Below are 17,921 nucleotides of genomic sequence, written 5' to 3'. Positions count from 1 at the left end.
GGCAGCCGTATCCGGCTGTCTTTTTTCATCAATCCAGAAGGTCTTGTGTTAAAATAGATAGGCAATTATCAAGCACGAAAAGAGTGAAATTATGCGGATTGGTTTTTTTGACTCCGGAATCGGCGGAATTACGGTGCTGCACCAGGCCCTGAAGCTTCTGCCAAATGAAGATTACCTGTTCTATGCGGATACGAAGAATGTGCCCTACGGAGAGAAAACAAAAGAAGAAGTGAAACAATATATTTTTCAGGCTGTGCAGTTTATTGCGGAGCAGCAGGTAAAAGCAATAGTCATTGCTTGTAATACAGCTACCAGTGTCGCTATCGAGGAGTTGCGTGAACGGTATGATTTTCCGATTCTCGGGATTGAACCGGCCGTAAAGCCGGCTGTGCAGAAATGGGAGATTCACCGCAAAAAGGTGCTCGTCCTGGCCACGAATCTGACGCTGAAGGAAGAAAAGTTCACTAACCTGGTCAAGCGGCTTGACCACCGGGATATCGTCGACAGTCTGGCGCTTCCAGGTCTGGTTACGTTCGCCGAGCAGCATGAGTTTAAGGATGAGCTGGTCAAAAGCTATCTGCAGCAGGAGTTATCCCGCTTCGATCTGTGCCAGTACGGAACGGTTGTGCTTGGCTGCACGCATTTCCCTTACTTTACTAACGTTATCAAAGAGCTTTTCCCGCAAGGTACGGACTTTATCTCAGGCAGTATCGGAACGGCCAATAATCTGAAGCGGATCCTGGAGTGTGATCAGCTGCTGGAGAGCGGAAGCGGACATATCGCTTTTTATAATTCGGGAATTAGAGTAGAAGATACTGCTACGCTGGAACGTTACGGGCAGCTGCTGCGGATGCTGGATGAATTGTAACACCGGGAAAATGAATTGAGCAATCTGCCTAATCCTGCTATACTTTTCGCATGTGAATTGGATTGGGGGTTGTACTGATGGCACTTCTTAACTGCTCATTGGCTAGGCTGTCCTCATGCAGAGCCTAATCAGGGGCGATACTTTGCGTGGGGTACGATAGAATAAGGAATTCATTCGCCCAACTGGATTTTATCGTTTCTAATAATAGGCTTTGCACCGGTATGAGCTTAACTATCATATCTAAGGGGCGAAAACCTATGAATACACCATTTATTAGAAACCATCAATTGAATGTGATTAAGAAACAAACGGAATTCGTGCAGAACACCTTGCGGACGGTCGCAGACCGGAGAGTGCTGGAGACCGTGAGGTATCGTGCGGCTGTAACGGTTGTGGAGGCTTTTGCAGGACTTAGTATGGAGCAGCAGAAGATGCTGGAGCAGATTTCGGTGTTTGAGTCGGGTTATGATTTTCAGAGATTCATTGATAGTCTGGAGCCGCTCATGGTTCCATATCCCGGCATTACGCTGAAGCAGATTCAAAAGCTGTTTCCCAAGACCAAGAAGCTGAGGGTGCCGGATCTGAGTACAATTGATTTCAGGTACGTCACCTATCTGAGCTGGGTAGATATAGCTGCCAATAAGCTGTTTATTGTCTATCCTCATGAGGGACAGTTTATCGGAATTGAAGGAAGGCTGATCCCAACGAATAAAAAGGGGTACTGCCTGTTCTGCAACCGGCATCAGGAGCTGGCATTCCTCTCGGTGTCAACCAAGCCTGTACATGCCTCACAAGATAACATTGCTTCTGTTGGCCAGTATGTCTGTATGGACAATCATGCGTGCAATCACAGCATCACGAGTACAGAGGCGCTCGAGAAGTTCATTCTGTCTGTGCGAAAATCCTGATGATATGAAAAGACGGCTGCCCGCTAAGGGCAGCCGTCTTTTTGTTTGCGTTATATGGCTGGGTCGAGGGGAGAATAGTGGCAGTTTATTCTTCTGAGAACATATGTTCCGTGACTTGAAAAAGTCCACTTTCCAGGTGTATGTAACTCGCTAGAATGGGTATATTTACCTTTTTAAGCATAATTCAAAGAGAAAATAGCGGGTATTTTAGCGGTTTTGTATGTCGTTGGTCAAAAGTGGCGTTTTTTACTATCGGGAACATATGTTCCATTTCGGGAAAGTCCGGGTTTCGGGCTTTCTTTTTTTGCTGTAAATCTCCTGTACGTACAGCAATCTTGCAAATGTACAGTAACCTTTTTATACGCGGCATGCTATTTTTAGCTTGCAGTAAACATATGAAGGAGGCGGAATAGTTGAACAAGCTGAGAAAATGGAAGCTAACTATTTTTGTTATGGCCATGCTGACTCTGATGCCGGCGGGAGCGGGAACTGCAGCACCAGTGCTGGAGGTGGTTCCTTTTCCGATGGATTCCAGTAATCAGGCCGGATGGTGGTCACCGCTTGCTACCTACGGGCTTGGTTTTGAGTACGCTTACATGGCTTATAATGCGCCGGGGTCCATTCCGGGTAAACACACAGTTGCTATTGCCAGACGGGATAATGACGGGAATTGGAGCAAGCTGCCGCTTATGGACGGGACTACACCTGCAGAGTACCTTGACGATCTTGGTCATAATCAGCCTTCCATGGCCAGAGACGGGAGCGGCCGGTTTCATGTGTTCGCCTCCATGCACAGCAATACCTGGCGGTATTACCGTTCAGATACAGTAGGAGGAATACCGCAGAACCACTCAGACGAGCTGCCACAGGGTATGACGGTAACGTATCCGGTGCTGACGACGGCTCCCAACGGGGATTTGTATTTGCTGGTACGTGCAGATAAAGATCCGGCAGGTAAAAGAGAGGCCGTTCTGTTCCGCTGGAACAATGCTGATTCGGTGTGGACTCAGGTGAAAATCATTGCGGCTCATCTTAACCGGTCTGTCTATCCGGATGATCTGGTATTTGATTCTAACGGAGATCTGCATATTCTGTTTGAATGGGCGTATTTTGCAGCCAGCCCGCTGCGTCACCAGCTGTCGTATCTGAAATATAGTCCTGCTACCAACGAATTTACCAAAGCAGACGGAACGCCGGTTGCTACACCAGTTAGCCTGACAACAGCGGATATTGTGCAGCCAATGGCTCCTGGAGAAGCTTACGTGCAGAGCGGTAGTGATCCCGGAGGCCCAGGCGTGCAAAGCGCAAAAATGACCGTGGATTCTGCCAACCGTCCGGTTATCGCTTACCGTTATCGTGAAGAGGGGAGTACAAGCTTTGCGGTCAAACTGGCGACTTACGAAGCTTCCGGCTGGAACCTGCAGACTGTCTATAACACGGCGCCGACTAATGCAGCTATAGATGTGACTTGGGCGGGGAGCGCTGCGAGAATCTACTATGTAAAAAGCAGCGGTGCTGACCGCGCCTTCATGGCCGTTAATACAGCCGGAACCTGGACGGAAACCTCGCTTGCGCCGGGCACCCCGATTGAGCGGCTGGCCGTGGACCGCAGTCCCAAGGGCATAGATATTTTGTATCTGGTGGATGTAACGAATCTGAAGCTGTATTACGGGCGTAACCAGTAAATAATATAAGGGAGGTGCCTTTACGGCTTTTGCGGAAGGCGCCTTCTTTTTAAAATGGATTTGAGAACAGGAGTGGCCGGAAAAGTTCTTTTGTGAGGAGGATTTTTGTGTTGGATAAGCTAAAAAAGCTAAGTAAGTGAGATCATGGTGTGAAAAAATTAATCATTTTGTTTAAGGAGATTCATTAAAGTATCAAAGCAAATGCTTTAGTACAGGATTAATCTGATTGGCCAGATCAGACTAATAAACTGATGAGTTGTTACAGGTCAGATTAAATTGATCTGAATTTAGATAACCTGCAGCAAAGAACATACAATTAACTAATACCAGGTTTTAGCCGAAACACGATTAAACCATGCGTAATCCAATAAATCATGCGTAATCCAAGCTACTCCGGTTTATTTACTTAGCACTTCCTCACAAAACCAGTATTTTGTACATATGTATATAGATTAAGTTTGGGGCTCTTCAACTTTTATCCCAAGCCATCTCTAGTGTCGGAGGACAAGAACATATATCGTTAAAGGACAAGAACATGTATCTATTGTCGTAAGCAAGCCCCTCTTTGTAAAAACACTTGCAGAGGAAATCCTATATACTGAAAAAAACAACCGTGACAAATCGGTTGTTTTACTGGGACTTTATATAACTTGGATCTAATCATGCTTATTAATATATGCTTTCACATAATTTATTTGTTTTCTTTTTGTACCGTCAATAGCCAGTTCTAGTGGAATGAACGATTCCATCTTAGAAATGGCTCTTTTTTTCCTTGTGCTATTGTTAGGACATATATTTCCTGTGAAATAGCTACTTTTTCTATTTTCCGTAATGATTTCTAATGTCAGAATATTTTTCAGTCGACCAACTGCCTGTTTTTCGGTATATCTGACTACTAGTTTAAACTCTTCTTTTGTCTTTTTGAGTATTTTATCCCAACTAAGCGTTTTCTTTCTTTGTTTTAGAATGCAACTGGAAAATAATAAACAGTTAAAAAAATAGTTCAAGCAAAAGTGATAGGTGCATTGTTCTTGAATCCATTCTAAGAGTTTTATGTTAACTCCCTTCTCCTCTTTCATTATAAATCCCACTAATATGTTCTTTAATTCTTCGGTTATCGAAGCCGTTAATAATTCATACCCATATCGGCCACTAATTAAAGGGATCTTATTTCTCATAGTATCTCTATAAAAGTGTTCCTTTTTTAAAACACCCTTTTTCCAATTCACGTATGCATAAGCAATTGGACAGATTTCAGGAAACTCATCATTTTCATTCTTTAAAAGTTGTTCAAACTGTCTAATACATTGGTAATGATGATTAATTAGTTTTTTACGAATGTATCGATCAAGTGTATGAAAGGAAGCAGCATTTTTCCTGTATAGATATTTACTAATATTCTTTTCAAAATAAAAATCATCTATCGAGACAAGCTTTTCATCTTGATGGGCACGTACTTTTAAAAAAAATGAGATTGGTTTAACCAATAGATTTATATTACTCATTTCTGGGACTAAAAGGTATCTATCATCAAGATGAATTTTACTCGAAAGCCAGAGTAAAGTAGCTTCATCGATAATTTGGCTTTTTCTATTCCACTTAGACCAAAGTGATTCGTTAAAGTCTCCCATTCTATATGAACATTTACAAGTAAATGGTTCTCCCATCTGTTTGTTTGATAAAAGAAAAGGAATTTTCCGGTTACATTTAGGGCATGCATCTATTAAATCACAGTTATGAAATGAGCATTTCTGCAATAGTTTAAATTGATGTAGCCAACTATGATATCCATTTGAGATACAACGTTTACACCAACGTAAGTTTTGATAAAACCAAGATTCGATCGGATACTTATGTTTGGCTAATGGCTCAGCTAGTGACCAAATTGTTTTTTTTGTAAATTTCACAATATCTATGCCAAATATCAACTTTAGAGTTGTTTCATTAAAACCGCTGAGATAAAATAATTCTCTTCTAGTATCTCCCATGGAATGCTTTTGTAATTTTTTTACGTTATCATTACCAAGAAATGAAAATATGTCATTTCTATTTATCCGATTTACCAAAGACAATTTTTCGAATATTGACCAAGGAGTTTCGAATTCATGAATCCACTCTTTTCTCCAAATTGCTTGCATTTATCTATCCACCTACTCCCAAACTTTAAGCACTGCGTTCTGTTTATCCAGTAGTATGTGTGCTCCATTAATTTCAATGCATTTTCAATTGTAAAAAATATTTGTGATTTTTAGAAATTGTATTTTTTCACATATGCATCAACATAGTTTTTTAGATCACTACCCTTGTAATTTATTGCTACATCTAATGGAGTAAATGGCTTCATCCTTGAGATATTTTTTCTCTTTTTCATTGTATTATTTGGGCAGTTATACTTAGGATATACCATTACTTCTGGACTAACATATAACTCTAATGTGAGTGTTCTCTCTGATTTTTTGAATTGGTTTGTTGTATATTTAAATGCAAGTTTTGTTTGTACTGATGAAACTATTTGTTGAACATCGTTCCAATTCACTCTCTTTTCGCGCTTCAAAACGTTTTCGGCACAGTTCAGCCAGGCATAAAATAACTTAATTCCAAATCGCAACGTCCATTGATCGTGAATCCAAAACAATGCATCTTTATTTATCCCTCGCTTTTTCTCACTTTGTGTGATGAATTCCTCAAATAATGTTTTGATCTCATTAGTAATAAAATCTGTAGCCAGTTCAAATCCACTCATCTTAGTTCTAGAAATATCATCGCCTCTTGTATTTTTACGGTGGAAATATTCTAGTTTTAGAAGTGTCTTTCTCCAGTTAACGTAGGCGTATGCATATGGGCATATTGTGGGGAATTCCTCATCTTCGTTTTTTAATAGATTCCAAAATTGATGTATGCAATGTTTGTGATTTTTCAAAAGCTTCTTTCTTATGTAACGATCAACAGTATGAAAAATGTTTATGTTACGTGAATATAGTTCTTTGTTGAAATGTGAGTGGTAGCTTAAATCGTCTAATTTTATCAAGTTTTTATCATAAGAAAAATGTTCTGTTGCTATTTTAGGAGAGGATTCAGTTACTAAATTGATGTTACATTGATCAGGCAAAAATAAATATCGACTCTCCTCACTTCTGCTTTTTGACAACCAATTGATTACTGATATGTCATTGATCCTTATTTGAGTATTCCAGTTGTTCCATAATTCATTAGAAAAATCAACTAATTTGTAACCACACTTGCATGTAAATGCTTCCTCCATTCGTTCATTTGATAAAAGAAATGGAAATATAGTTTTACATTGAGGGCAGGACTCAAACAATGGACAATTATGATATGGGCATTTATCTATTAATCGAAATTGATGAAGCCAACTATGGTGTCCAACACTCAGGCATTCGTTACACCATCTTAGTTGGGGAAAAAACCATGAGGACGAATTAGAATGTCCAAAATAATCCAATGGAGATATTATCTTCTCTATTGAAGATTTAACTTTTTCAACAAACTCGTAATTAAATACTTCCGTTAACAATTCCTCATCAAAACCGCTTAAATCAAAAAACTCTCTCCGAATGTTGCCAATCATATTACCCTTTATCGCTTTTACATCTTTACTGCCGAGAATCTTTAATATATCATCTCGGTTTACTACATTAGCTAGAGAGAGTTTTTCAAATAATGACCACGGAGATTCAAATTCATTTACCCACTCTTTTCTCCAAATAGCATTCATATTTACACCTCCTTTACACACTTATACTAAAGCCATATAAATTTCTGACTCAACATACCCCGACATTTCTATTGCTTCTTTCCACAATGCGCTTGTTAACCAAAAGTGTTGATTTCCATGAGACCCATTTTTCTTCAAGGCATTCTCTATGCTGAAGGCGAAATACTCCATGGGTATTTCAAAATCAGCCGAAACTCCATGCTCTTTACGTAACTCACTAAATAGACTGAAAATGGTCTTTGCATCTTTTTCTAATCTTTCCCCTTTACTATATCCTTCAGGAAAGAAAAATCGGCTAAAGCTCCATCCACTATCAACTGGATAGGATGAAATTTCCTCATCATCATAACATTTTAAAATTAACTTCATTTCTTCTATCGTACGAATTCCATAAAAATGATGTTCATGGGTCATGAAACGTCCGATAATCTGAGATTTCTTTTGTTCCAGAAAAAAAGTACGACGAGATAGTAGCTCCTCTTGCCCGACAGAAATAACAGACATACTTATTTTCTTCCTGTCCAATTCATTATAAATATCCATAAGCCAGTTATAATGATATTCAGTTAATCGATGAGCCTCATCCATAATTAGAATGATTCGACGCAATCTTGACTTTTCCGCTTTTTCAAGCATTAAGTTAACAATTTGCCGGCGCATCTCCGCGGGTTTCCTCTTTGCAGGAAACGGGAAATTAAAATCATTTAGAAGATCCAGAAAGAATTTTTCTTCACTGGGGACTCGATAAGAATTACTATTTGCAATCAAAATGGGTAAAGGGGCTCCAAGATCCGTTGGTAGATGTTCAATAGCAAATTTTAATGCTGATGTCTTTCCAATACGAGGTCTTCCGTACACAATCATACCTGGTAAACGATTGTTAACGATTTTAGTGATACTTCCCATTAATCTAAGGACTTCTTTAGTGGGTATAAGATAGTGTCCCTGTTCGATTGGGTGTGTTCCTATCTGGACATGTGGTTTATCCATCCATAAAGCTCCTTAATCAAATTTTTGTTTTATATACTTTTAATAATTCTTCATAGATCTCATATTCGACATTCTCTTGTTGTTGCTTTGAGATTTGTCTAGCCCTTTCTAGTGCATCATTGCGTTCTTCTGCTTCTTGAAGTACTTTGGTTTGTTCTGCAGACTCATTAACGCGTTTCCTATTTTTATTAGAAGCCTCTCTTACCTGTGTTACTTTATTGGCGGCTCCTCGTTTTCCTTGTGTTGCATTTTTCATCAAATAATCCGTGTAAATGAATACTGGATCGTCCCATGTTGTATAATAAATGATTTTACGCTGAACCAAAGAGTTTATAGCCTTTCTAGTTTGTAAGGAATGGGGTGTTAATGACCACTTCCCTGCAGCTGTTAGATAGTCAAACTCACTACCATCTTCCAGATAAGCTTTAACTGTACGTAGGTCATCGACATTAACATGGAGACGAAGCTCCTTGTTAATCAAATGTGCTGAATGGGCCAGTTTATCACTTCGATATTCAACACCTTCATACTGGATATAGGGCTTTTTACCAGATGTCTGAGATCCGCGCACGGTCCGGGTAATAACAGTTTGCATAAAAAGCACCTCTGAACGTTTCTCTTCTTCTAAATGTCTTGGGAGTAAACCATTGTTCAAACGTTTACCAAGTAATTCTAGTGGGGATTGGTGATAAATCCCTCCATGTGGCGTCCCATTGTAATCAGAAATCATAACATCAATCAACTGTTTCAAATGTTCAAATGTCATATGGTATCTAATTGCATTCTTCTCAGGGTTCTTTCTTCTTGGATCATCAGGATTGCTTCCAGTTGTGTTCGGCAGCCGGTGAAAGCCTGTCTCCTCAAGTGTTTTAAAAAAACGCTCAATAATTCCTCTTCTCATCGGGAGTGCAACCGGTCCAAGATTAGTAGCGCAGCCAATCAGATTCTTTAAACGCTCCTTCACCAAATTTGCAAGATGAGACTTAGCGTTATCAAAACAAATCACATCCCACACAGCCCAGGAAGTATACTGTGGGTAAACTTCGGATGGGAATCCACCAACATCTGAGTATTTCATTCCATCAATTGTGATTTGTACTTTTTCATGAGGGATGACCGAATTGCGGAAACATACCATAACATCACTCGCACTGTACTCTTTACTTAAACTTATCGAATACCCCAAAACATTACGAGTGGCTACATCAATTAATGTAAGTATCCAAAATCGATCTAGAGTTACTGATACTAAATCACCTTCTGGAGTTATTAAATCAACAATGAAAAAACCATCTATGCGATGAGCATCAAATTGTACTCTCTGGAAAGGGTGTAAAGTCGAAGGATGATTTTGTTCACCTTCTCCGGTATGTTTGGCACGAGTTTGTGCCTCTTGTCCATAGCGTCTATTTTGCTTACCAAAGTGAATATATCCAAGGCGATTTAGGAAACGTTGTAAAGCTTTTCTACCCATGTTTTTAGTATTAAAAGGATATTGCGTTAAAGGAATTCCCTTATTCCGGCATTGATCAATAAATTTTTTGTGTATATTCAGAGGTTTCATAGCAGGTTCAAGTGTTCGACGATGGGTTCCCAAAAATAACTCTGTAATTAATTCTTTTATATCAGGGTGTGTCTCTAACAGCAGATTGAATTCTCCTGTTTTTCTCGATTCATTTCGGTCTTTCTTTAGCACATCAAGCCTATATGACTTCACTTTTTTATACGGAATCAATGCACGAAATCCCCATACGACCCCATTTTCATCTAGTTCTATGCATCTTTTTACTAATCTTCTTAAATTCTGAGGACTTATTTGGGTAGATCGTTGAATCTCTTTCATATCCACTCGCTTAAAATACATAACGATAGCTTCTCTTCGATTCAAGTACCTGTTCTTTTCCATTTCAGATAATCTGGAATCATCTACAGTTGGCCAAAGATCTGGATTGATTTGTTCCTGCAAATAACCGTCATTCTCAAATAATCGACATCTGCTCAAGTTTCCAGACCTCCATCTCATAGTTCCAAATCTTTGAATCAATATCGGCAGTGATTATCCCTTTGTAGTACAACCAATGACAAGAAAGAAAAACCTCATATGGACTACATGTATCAGATAATTCATAGCAAATCTCTTTCATAGTTCTTTTTGTGTAGTTAAGAGATCTCGATACTTCTTCAATAAACATCGGATGTCTGTGATTAATTACACTAGCTAATATTTTGATTCTGTTTTCAATGGAATACCTACCTATGCGAATGGCTTTTTCTGTCCTCACTTCATGAAGTTTTCCATTAAGCCTACACCATTCTTTTTGTGCTTCAAGTTGCCTCATGACACGGTCGTAATTTCGGTTACTCGGATGAAGTTCTTTCTCATATTTAACTTCCACAAAAATCTCAGACTCATTTTCATAAAGGAACATATCAAAAATGGTTCGATTCCGTTTTCCATTCAAAGTATAAGTAATCTCCAGTGGTTGTTCACAATATGTTTTTACCTTAGCATCTGTTTCAACGGTCACCCAATGATCATATTCTAAGTCACTATATAAGATAACATCCCGGTAGTTAACTTTTGGCCCCATCATACCCCAGTAATTGTTACCGTATCTCTTGCTTCTTGGCATTACGATTGGAGTATATGGAATCAAGGTGTTATCCATACAAGAATCACATCCGCTCTCTTGTTTCGAAAAATAAACAATTCGAATTTCTGACGACTCTTTCATTACTTCTTGGCATTCTTTATTTCCGAATGTTCAGATTTTAAACAACATTTTTAGTATTGACTTCAAAAATACTAAATCCCTCTCTTATTGGTAATACTATTCTTAATAGATTAAGAGAGGAGTATTATCATGAGTGAATTCATGTATTATAAAATCATTGGGCAACTTATTAAGAGTAAAAGGGAAGAACGAGGTATGACTCAAGAAGAGCTAGCAACACGTGTCCATATTTCAAGACCTTCTATAACCAATATTGAAGCCGGACGTCACCTTATTCGAATCCATTATCTTTATCAGATTGCCACTTCACTTGAGGTTTCTGTCCACGATCTACTACCCTAAAATGTCTTTCATTTGTTTTGTTATGTCTCAATTGTACTTTCAAAGACGCTATAGCTGAAAAATAGAGTTCTCTCATCTCAGAGTCAATTTTTTGGCTTGCATCTTCAATTGGATATGCACTTCTTGTAGAGTCGATATCAAGTAACATTATTCTGGATAAATCCTTACTATCGTAGAGAATTGGTATCTGCCACCCCTCATCTCTCTGTGCTAACTCAAACCATCCATGCTTTATCATCATTTCGTTTGTGTAAAATACGTTTTCGAATTTCAAGCCAGATGGTGTAACTGAAGCAAATCCTAAAATCAATGAGTTCTCTGTATTTTCCAATCCTATCACCTCATAATATAGTATTTCCATTTACCACTAAATGATACGTATAAATATTAATTACCTTCATTGATATTTATATGAGCATGTATCGCTCTTGCCCCATTGTTTACACTTAGTTTTAGAGGTGTAATCATGGAAACTTCAGTAATTCAAAAAATAGGACAACGCATCCGTGATATTCGGAAGCAAAGAGGATGGTCTCAAGAAGAGCTTGGTGAAAAGGCCGGCTTTCATTTCTCCTATATTGGTGGCGTTGAACGAGCAGAAAAAAACATTACATTAGTGAACCTACTGAAAATCGCCGATGCTCTTGATGTTCAGATTATGGATTTGTTTATGTATACGAAATATCAACAGTCCGCTTTGAATGAAAAAGACGAATTGTTGAATCAAATCTTCCAAACCTTAGTTTCCTTAAAAAAAAGAGATCTTCGAAAGGTCCAATTCATGCTAGATGAGTTTTTTGAAAAATAAACCGAACACCTGTAATAAATAAACCGCACTCCTTTGCTTGGAGGTGCGGTTTATTTATGTTTCATATGGGAATGACTTTTAATATAAACTTTAGGAGGTGTTCCCATGCATACCATATGGAAAGGCGCTATCAGTTTTGGATTAGTTCACATCCCGGTGAAACTTTACGCCGCCACAGAGGAGAAAGAAATCTCTTTCAACCTACTCCATAAAAGCTGCCATGGTACAATTAAAAACCAGCGATATTGCCCAACTTGTCAACGATCCGTCGAGTCTGCAGAACTCATTAAAGGCTACCCACTGGATACGAATCAATATGTAACCTTTGAAAAAGAGGAACTCGATCAGATTCAAGAAGACGCTAGCAAGCAGATACGGATTATTGATTTCATAAAGGAAGAACAACTCGATTTAATGTTTACGCAGAAGGTATATTTTCTCGGACCTGATCAACTTGGGAGTAATGCCTACTATTTACTGCTCAAAGCTCTTGAGACATCAAAGAGACTCGCAATCGCCAAGTTTACGTTTCGTGCGAACACGAAATTATGTATTCTGAAGCCGATAAATGGAACTTGCATTCAACTGGCCACTATGCACTACGCGAATGAAATTCGGCCCGTAGAGAACGTCCCAAACCTCTCTAGCAACATTTCTGTAGATCCCAGTCAATTGAAGTTAGCCTTACAAATCGTCAAAGGGCTGACAGGAACCTCGGATTTAACTTCATATACCAATCCAGAGCAAGAACGATTGCTAGCGGCTATTCAATCTAAAATTGCTGGCCAGAACATTGTACTAAAGCCCACGCAAGAATCAGATATTGTTGTTGATCTATTAGAGGCGCTTCAGGAGAGTGTCAGAATGAATAAAGGGAAAAACAAGGTGTCAGCCCCGAAGGAAAGTAAACGCGGTACCCCTAATGAAAAACTGGGATAGTCACTTGGAAAATAATGATGTAGTTAAGAATCCAATGAGGTGGTTCTTATCTACATCATGTCACAATTAGACTTCTCCATACGATCACCTTTTCCGAATTTTTCTTTTGTATGGTCCCCCACTGAATGTTCGAGCAAAACTCTAATTTATTTTATATAATAATGCTAATATAACTATATGAAAGAATATACGTAGGACTTAAATTGAAGGCTATTGTTGGTTCTGTAGCTGTTGGAACCTCTGTGGCTGCCAAAGCTCTAAAGATGATGAATCAGAACGCTGGTCAACAGATCATCTCTAAACCAACACAAGAAGCTGAGGTAGTTATTGACTTACTGGAGGCGCTTCAGAAAAGTGTTAAGATGAGTAAGAGCAAACCAAAGCCAAGACAAGTTGCTCAGAATAGTGAAGAAAAGTTAGGGTGAACGGAAGAGAGCTCCTCGGTTGAGGAGCTCTCTTTTTGATAAGAAGGCACTTAATATGCATTACTATTACTCAATTCTTTTTAGAACATCTGCTTCTGTGTCCTGCCATTTGGCTTCGTGTTCATATGCTTCAGCTACATCTTCGAGAACTCTCCCGACAAAGGGATAGTCAAAATATATACGTTCTGCCAATTCATGATACTTTGTGGCTAGTTCTCGTTCTTGTTTTCCACCTTCGTCGCGCCATACAACACCTCGAGAATTCATTATCCCTATACGAAAGCCTGTTCGAATCCCGGAAGATGAAAACTCCTCCATCGCCTCACATATTTCTTTGCACGGCCATAATCCGTGTTTTTCAGGTCCCCTTGAAAGCAATTGTCCAACGTATTGTTCTCCAATTTCAATACGACCATAAACACCACATAGACGTCTAACTTCGGCAAGCCATGCTTTTAATGCAACAACATCAATTTCACCATCTTCGTTAGTGCCAGGTATCATTTTTATCCGCTCGAGCAGGCGATAAGCAGTTGAGGCAAGTAAAGATCGCTGCGCCGAGTCTTCAATTACCCATTCTTTCGGATCCTCTCCTTCACCTCTTCTTTTGAAGCAAAGTATCAAAGCTTGAACAAATAATAGTGGTGATGTGGAAATTAAATGTTCAAGATTCTGAATTCCGTGTTCACTATCACTGAGGATGTCAATAAACATAAACTCTAAACGCGCCATTTCTTCGACAGTAACTTCTGATCGTCCATCAAGAGAACTTAATGCCTTAGAGAAATGGTAGCCACTTAACCTATATGGACCTACTGGTTCATTATCTACCTTACCTATGGTATACAGTAGCCGCATAAGCCGAGAAGTATCAATATATTTAAAATTCATATGGATAGCATGAAATGCGGCTCGAGGGCGCTGTACAGCCAAAAGACAATCAACGATACCATTGTAATCATCAGGAGGATGATTTCCCCAGGCGGGAAAAACATTCTTCCAATAAGCTGTATGAAGTCCTTCATTTCCTTCCAGGAGGCACCAAGTCGATCTTTCAAAAGGTGCATTTAGGAATAATCTCTCTCGATGATTAGTAGATAACTCTTCGGCTGTAAGTTGTAGTAACTCATTGCGCATATCATCTTTTATCCCCAACAAAAATCCTCTCAGGCTCCAATCGGCTTTTATTTGATAATCCTCGTTTAGTGAAAGTAATTGCTTAATGAATTCTTTTTGTTCTTGGACTTCTTTGACAACGAATGTTGCATATTGTCCGATAACGATAGAGGCATTACTATCTATAATGAGCTGTCTAACTCCTTCAAAACCAAAATCATTCCAAATTTCTTTGATAGCCTCCTGGCGCAAACGGCTAATTTGCTCTTCATGTTTGGTAAAATCGTAGTTCTCATCTTCGATTTCATCATTTGATTCGTGTATCCATTGATCAGCAAACAGCCAGGCATAACGAATAATCGGATTTTTTGGTTGAAGGAGATCGTAAGATTGACGAGCACGATTACGTGCTATTTCACTAAGCTTCCGCTTGCGGCTTACTCGAGTAAAAGCATATTGTCGTATGTATTCACGCAATATGGCTTTGGCATTTTCATTAGTGTTTTTTGCCCATGAATCAATTAGATCCCAAATTTTATTCTGATCTTCCTTGGGAATTCCTTGAAGACATTTTACCAGATCTCCGAGTGTCTCCTCGTCATGAGATGGCCAAGCTATTAAAATATCCAAAGCTTTTCGGTTAAAGGTATATCTTTCTTTGTGCGTAACAACCTGCCCGGCACCTGATGCATCACCGCGCCAGTTGGGTTTATAGCTATAGCCTCCTATAAGGGAACCGGGTTCAATTTGGTCGATGCAGATCTCCCAACCTATATCCGGAAAACGTTTGGCAATATTTTCTAGTACCTTCAACCTCTGTTCCACGGATGCGGCTGTTTGGGGCATCCAAGACCTGAAAATTGCCTGTAGGCTATTTATGGGTTTGTTTACCCAATTATCTTCTATTTTTACCTTAGAGAGCTGAGCCAATATTGCCGCTACACGCCATAAATTTTTCGGGCTCCATGCAAGGGATTCCAAACCCCAGAGAAGTCCGGTTCGTGAGGGGCTAACCCCAAATGTGCTGGTATCAACAGGCTTGAGAAGGTCAATTATAACGGGGGCACTGTGTTTTAAGTCCATCTCTACGATATGCATAAATTCTTCTGGAGCTGCCTCTGCATAACGAGGAAGATCGTCACTATGCGAGAGTAGCTTTTCTAATGTCAGTGGCGTTAATAGCTTTCGGATTAATGTGATAACTTGATACTCTACATTAAGACCTAGTCGACTATAAAACAGATTATTTCCATGAACTGATAAGAGGACAAGGGTTTCACAGATGCCTGTACGCAGTGCACTTGAATGGGAGCGTGTTTTGTTGTAAAGTGAGGCAGCCCACCGATCTTTCTCAGGCAACTCTAAGGCGGGATTTATCTCTACTAATACGTATTCAGCAGCGATGAAGAAGCGATTAAGATCTGCAGCAGTCATGACATGGGCTATTGCAAACATTGCGTCAAGTTTTGAAGCGACACCTCGATATTCACCTGCTGACCATACCGGACTATCCTCTAACTTAAGCAATAAAGCTAAATCATCTTCAATTGTTTCATAACTTTGATCCGCTATACTTGATAATATTCTTTGATCACCCTCTGGATTAGAGTGCCACGCACCGATTAATACCATGGGTACAAGTGACTTAGCTACGTCATTATTACGCGCCCAATCCGGTTTTCGGATTGCAGCATTGTTTGAAAGGCGCCGGCGTAGAATCGTTGGTGATCGTCCTGATTCCCTACCCAACCGATCAATATCGCTATCTGTAATTCCCATTGAGGTTAATGCTTCTTTGAAAGTCTTATGACTAAGTAAGTCAAGTTTGACATCAGGATTGATATCAACGACATTGCGAGGGCGGTATAATATACAATGAAGCCGGCGGTAGGTATCTATAAGTTCTGACTCTGCAGCGTCAGAATAAACGATTGGTATAAATGTTAACGCTGAAGAAACGAGGGCTTTTAGGGCATCTGGAGAAGTGAAAACCGCCGATAAATCCTTATAAGTACTCAGTTCTTTATCATCAAATAAGCATGCCAAAAAAGCTAGTGCCTCTATGTGAGAATCAGCAGTGATAACAAACGGATTATTGCTAGGTTTTTCAAGCCAATTCTTAAAGGCGTCTCGATGCAAAGCAATCGAAGGAGCAAATAATGCAGGGGTAAGATGGGGATCGCTGGCATTTGCCCAGCGGCTCCATGCTTGATTCAACGTCTCATAACCACTAGTCATTAGGTTAAGTTGTTCCGCAAGCCAAATCTGCGCCAGCACAGAGTGTTCTAACCATTGTTCAAGATCGTTTGCATCAAATACCCTGACATGTTTCCACTCCCCAGCCGCATTTTTTTCTGTCTCCCACTTTTTTGAAGCGGGCCAATTTCGAGGTGTTACAAAAACATATGTGCTTTGTTTTCTTATATTAGAGTCAATAGAACCTAACCGAGCATCAAAATCCTTCCTTGCTTTTACCAATGGATCTTTATCGGTCCCAAACTCCCAATATGAATTACCACTAGGAATCCAAGGCGTTGCAGCATTAGCTTGGACGAAGCCATCGGAGCCCCTACGTTGCGAGTTGTCGTAACCCGGGAAATCGACCTTGATGAGTCCTTTGCCAGTTGAGTGCACCAATTTTCTCAAGAGTACGGGAAGCAGACTTCTGGCTTCTAGGTTTCGCTCGGCCCATTCTTCTATTTGCCTTGCTTTGATTGTCAGGAAATTGGGAACAAATGTCGAGATGTTATTAACCTTCTCATTTATCGGACATTCCTGTTGATCGTAAGAGGCCTGCATCCCAAGTAATAGCGTACTGTTTGCGCCAAAAGTGTTCTCTAAGCGAACTGCCAAATCTGGAGTTAAAGATGATTCGCCATTAAGAAGAGAAGATAATAATGATTGATCTATTCCTAATCTTATGGCGGCTTCTAAATCAGATATTTCTGAGGGAATAATCGTTTGACGCAAATATTTACCTGGGTGGCTGCTAATAGTCAAATCCCTCTTCCTTTCAGTCTATAGAGTTATGTGATAAGTATTGAATGCAAAGAGTCTTCAACAGTATTTATTCTCAGAGCTAGCGAATTGGTATAAAATAGAATTCTCAGACCCACGAATCTTTAAACGCTCTATCTAAATTGTAATTCATTAGAGGAGGAATATCATGTCAATTTTTCACAAAGACTTAGATATGATTTCAGAAGAAGATTTACAGTTATTAATTAATACAAACACATTAGAAGGCCAACATTTGGAATAAAAAAGAGAAATAACACGTCCCGTACAACTTCAAGAAGAAATAGCAGCTTTTGCGAATTCTTAAGGCGGTGATTTAATAATTGGTATCGAAGAAACCGAAGGCCGCCC

13 protein-coding genes are annotated in these 17,921 nt (G+C 39.5%); 6 read left to right on the top strand and 7 right to left on the bottom strand.

The window, feature by feature from the left end; genetic code table 11:
- Positions 1-91 precede the first annotated feature (91 nt).
- From murI to NST84_RS15725, 3 genes are all read left to right on the top strand, one after another.
- A complete protein-coding gene (murI, locus tag NST84_RS15735; RefSeq protein WP_342561130.1) occupies positions 92-868 on the top strand; it encodes a glutamate racemase in 777 nt (258 codons plus the stop codon).
- Between the two features lie 257 nt (positions 869-1,125).
- Positions 1,126-1,776, top strand: coding sequence for a FusB/FusC family EF-G-binding protein (locus tag NST84_RS15730; protein WP_342561129.1), 651 nt, complete (start codon positions 1,126-1,128; stop codon positions 1,774-1,776).
- Positions 1,777-2,189: 413 nt separating this feature from the next.
- On the top strand, positions 2,190-3,461 hold the full coding sequence (locus NST84_RS15725) for a BNR-4 repeat-containing protein (RefSeq protein ID WP_342561128.1): 1,272 nt from the start codon (positions 2,190-2,192) through the stop codon (positions 3,459-3,461).
- Positions 3,462-4,117: 656 nt separating this feature from the next.
- Here the strand turns inward: NST84_RS15725 and NST84_RS15720 are convergent.
- From NST84_RS15720 to NST84_RS15695, 6 genes are all read right to left on the bottom strand, one after another.
- Complete coding sequence (locus tag NST84_RS15720; protein WP_342561127.1) at positions 4,118-5,599, bottom strand: hypothetical protein; 1,482 nt, start codon at positions 5,597-5,599, stop codon at positions 4,118-4,120.
- 110 nt (positions 5,600-5,709) lie between these two features.
- The gene (locus tag NST84_RS15715) at positions 5,710-7,197 is read right to left on the bottom strand and encodes a hypothetical protein (protein ID WP_342561126.1); all 1,488 of its coding nucleotides are present in this window, start codon (positions 7,195-7,197) and stop codon (positions 5,710-5,712) included.
- 21 nt (positions 7,198-7,218) lie between these two features.
- Positions 7,219-8,187: a TniB family NTP-binding protein gene (locus NST84_RS15710; RefSeq protein ID WP_342561125.1), complete on the bottom strand. Its 969-nt coding sequence runs from the start codon at positions 8,185-8,187 to the stop codon at positions 7,219-7,221.
- Positions 8,188-8,203: 16 nt separating this feature from the next.
- A complete protein-coding gene (locus NST84_RS15705; RefSeq protein WP_342561124.1) occupies positions 8,204-10,189 on the bottom strand; it encodes a hypothetical protein in 1,986 nt (661 codons plus the stop codon).
- On the bottom strand, positions 10,167-10,856 hold the full coding sequence (locus NST84_RS15700) for a Tn7 transposase TnsA N-terminal domain-containing protein (protein ID WP_342561123.1): 690 nt from the start codon (positions 10,854-10,856) through the stop codon (positions 10,167-10,169). Before NST84_RS15700 ends, NST84_RS15705 begins: the two co-directional genes overlap by 23 nt.
- A gap of 337 nt (positions 10,857-11,193) precedes the next feature.
- On the bottom strand, positions 11,194-11,595 hold the full coding sequence (locus NST84_RS15695) for a hypothetical protein (protein WP_342561122.1): 402 nt from the start codon (positions 11,593-11,595) through the stop codon (positions 11,194-11,196).
- Between the two features lie 135 nt (positions 11,596-11,730).
- Here NST84_RS15695 and NST84_RS15690 point away from each other — a divergent pair, with 135 nt between their 5' ends.
- The 3 genes from NST84_RS15690 to NST84_RS15680 all read left to right on the top strand — a co-directional run bounded on the left by NST84_RS15690 (position 11,731) and on the right by NST84_RS15680 (position 13,436).
- Entirely contained in the window at positions 11,731-12,072 is a 342-nt protein-coding gene (locus tag NST84_RS15690) for a helix-turn-helix transcriptional regulator (RefSeq protein WP_342561121.1), read from the top strand.
- Positions 12,073-12,177: 105 nt separating this feature from the next.
- Positions 12,178-13,011 (top strand): Ku protein, encoded by an 834-nt coding sequence (locus NST84_RS15685; protein WP_342561120.1) that lies wholly within the window; start codon positions 12,178-12,180, stop codon positions 13,009-13,011.
- A gap of 203 nt (positions 13,012-13,214) precedes the next feature.
- The gene (locus tag NST84_RS15680) at positions 13,215-13,436 is read left to right on the top strand and encodes a hypothetical protein (protein ID WP_342561119.1); all 222 of its coding nucleotides are present in this window, start codon (positions 13,215-13,217) and stop codon (positions 13,434-13,436) included.
- 66 nt (positions 13,437-13,502) lie between these two features.
- Here the strand turns inward: NST84_RS15680 and NST84_RS15675 are convergent, their stop codons facing one another.
- Positions 13,503-17,552, bottom strand: a complete 4,050-nt coding sequence (locus tag NST84_RS15675) for a hypothetical protein (RefSeq protein ID WP_342561118.1) — start codon at positions 17,550-17,552, stop codon at positions 13,503-13,505.
- Between the last annotated feature and the right edge of the window lie 369 nt (positions 17,553-17,921).

The organism is Paenibacillus sp. FSL R7-0345 (genome assembly GCF_038595055.1).
GTDB lineage: Bacteria > Bacillota > Bacilli > Paenibacillales > Paenibacillaceae > Paenibacillus_AQ.
Note: the sequence above shows the minus strand (reverse complement) of the source record. Positions and strands in the feature narration are given on the sequence as shown.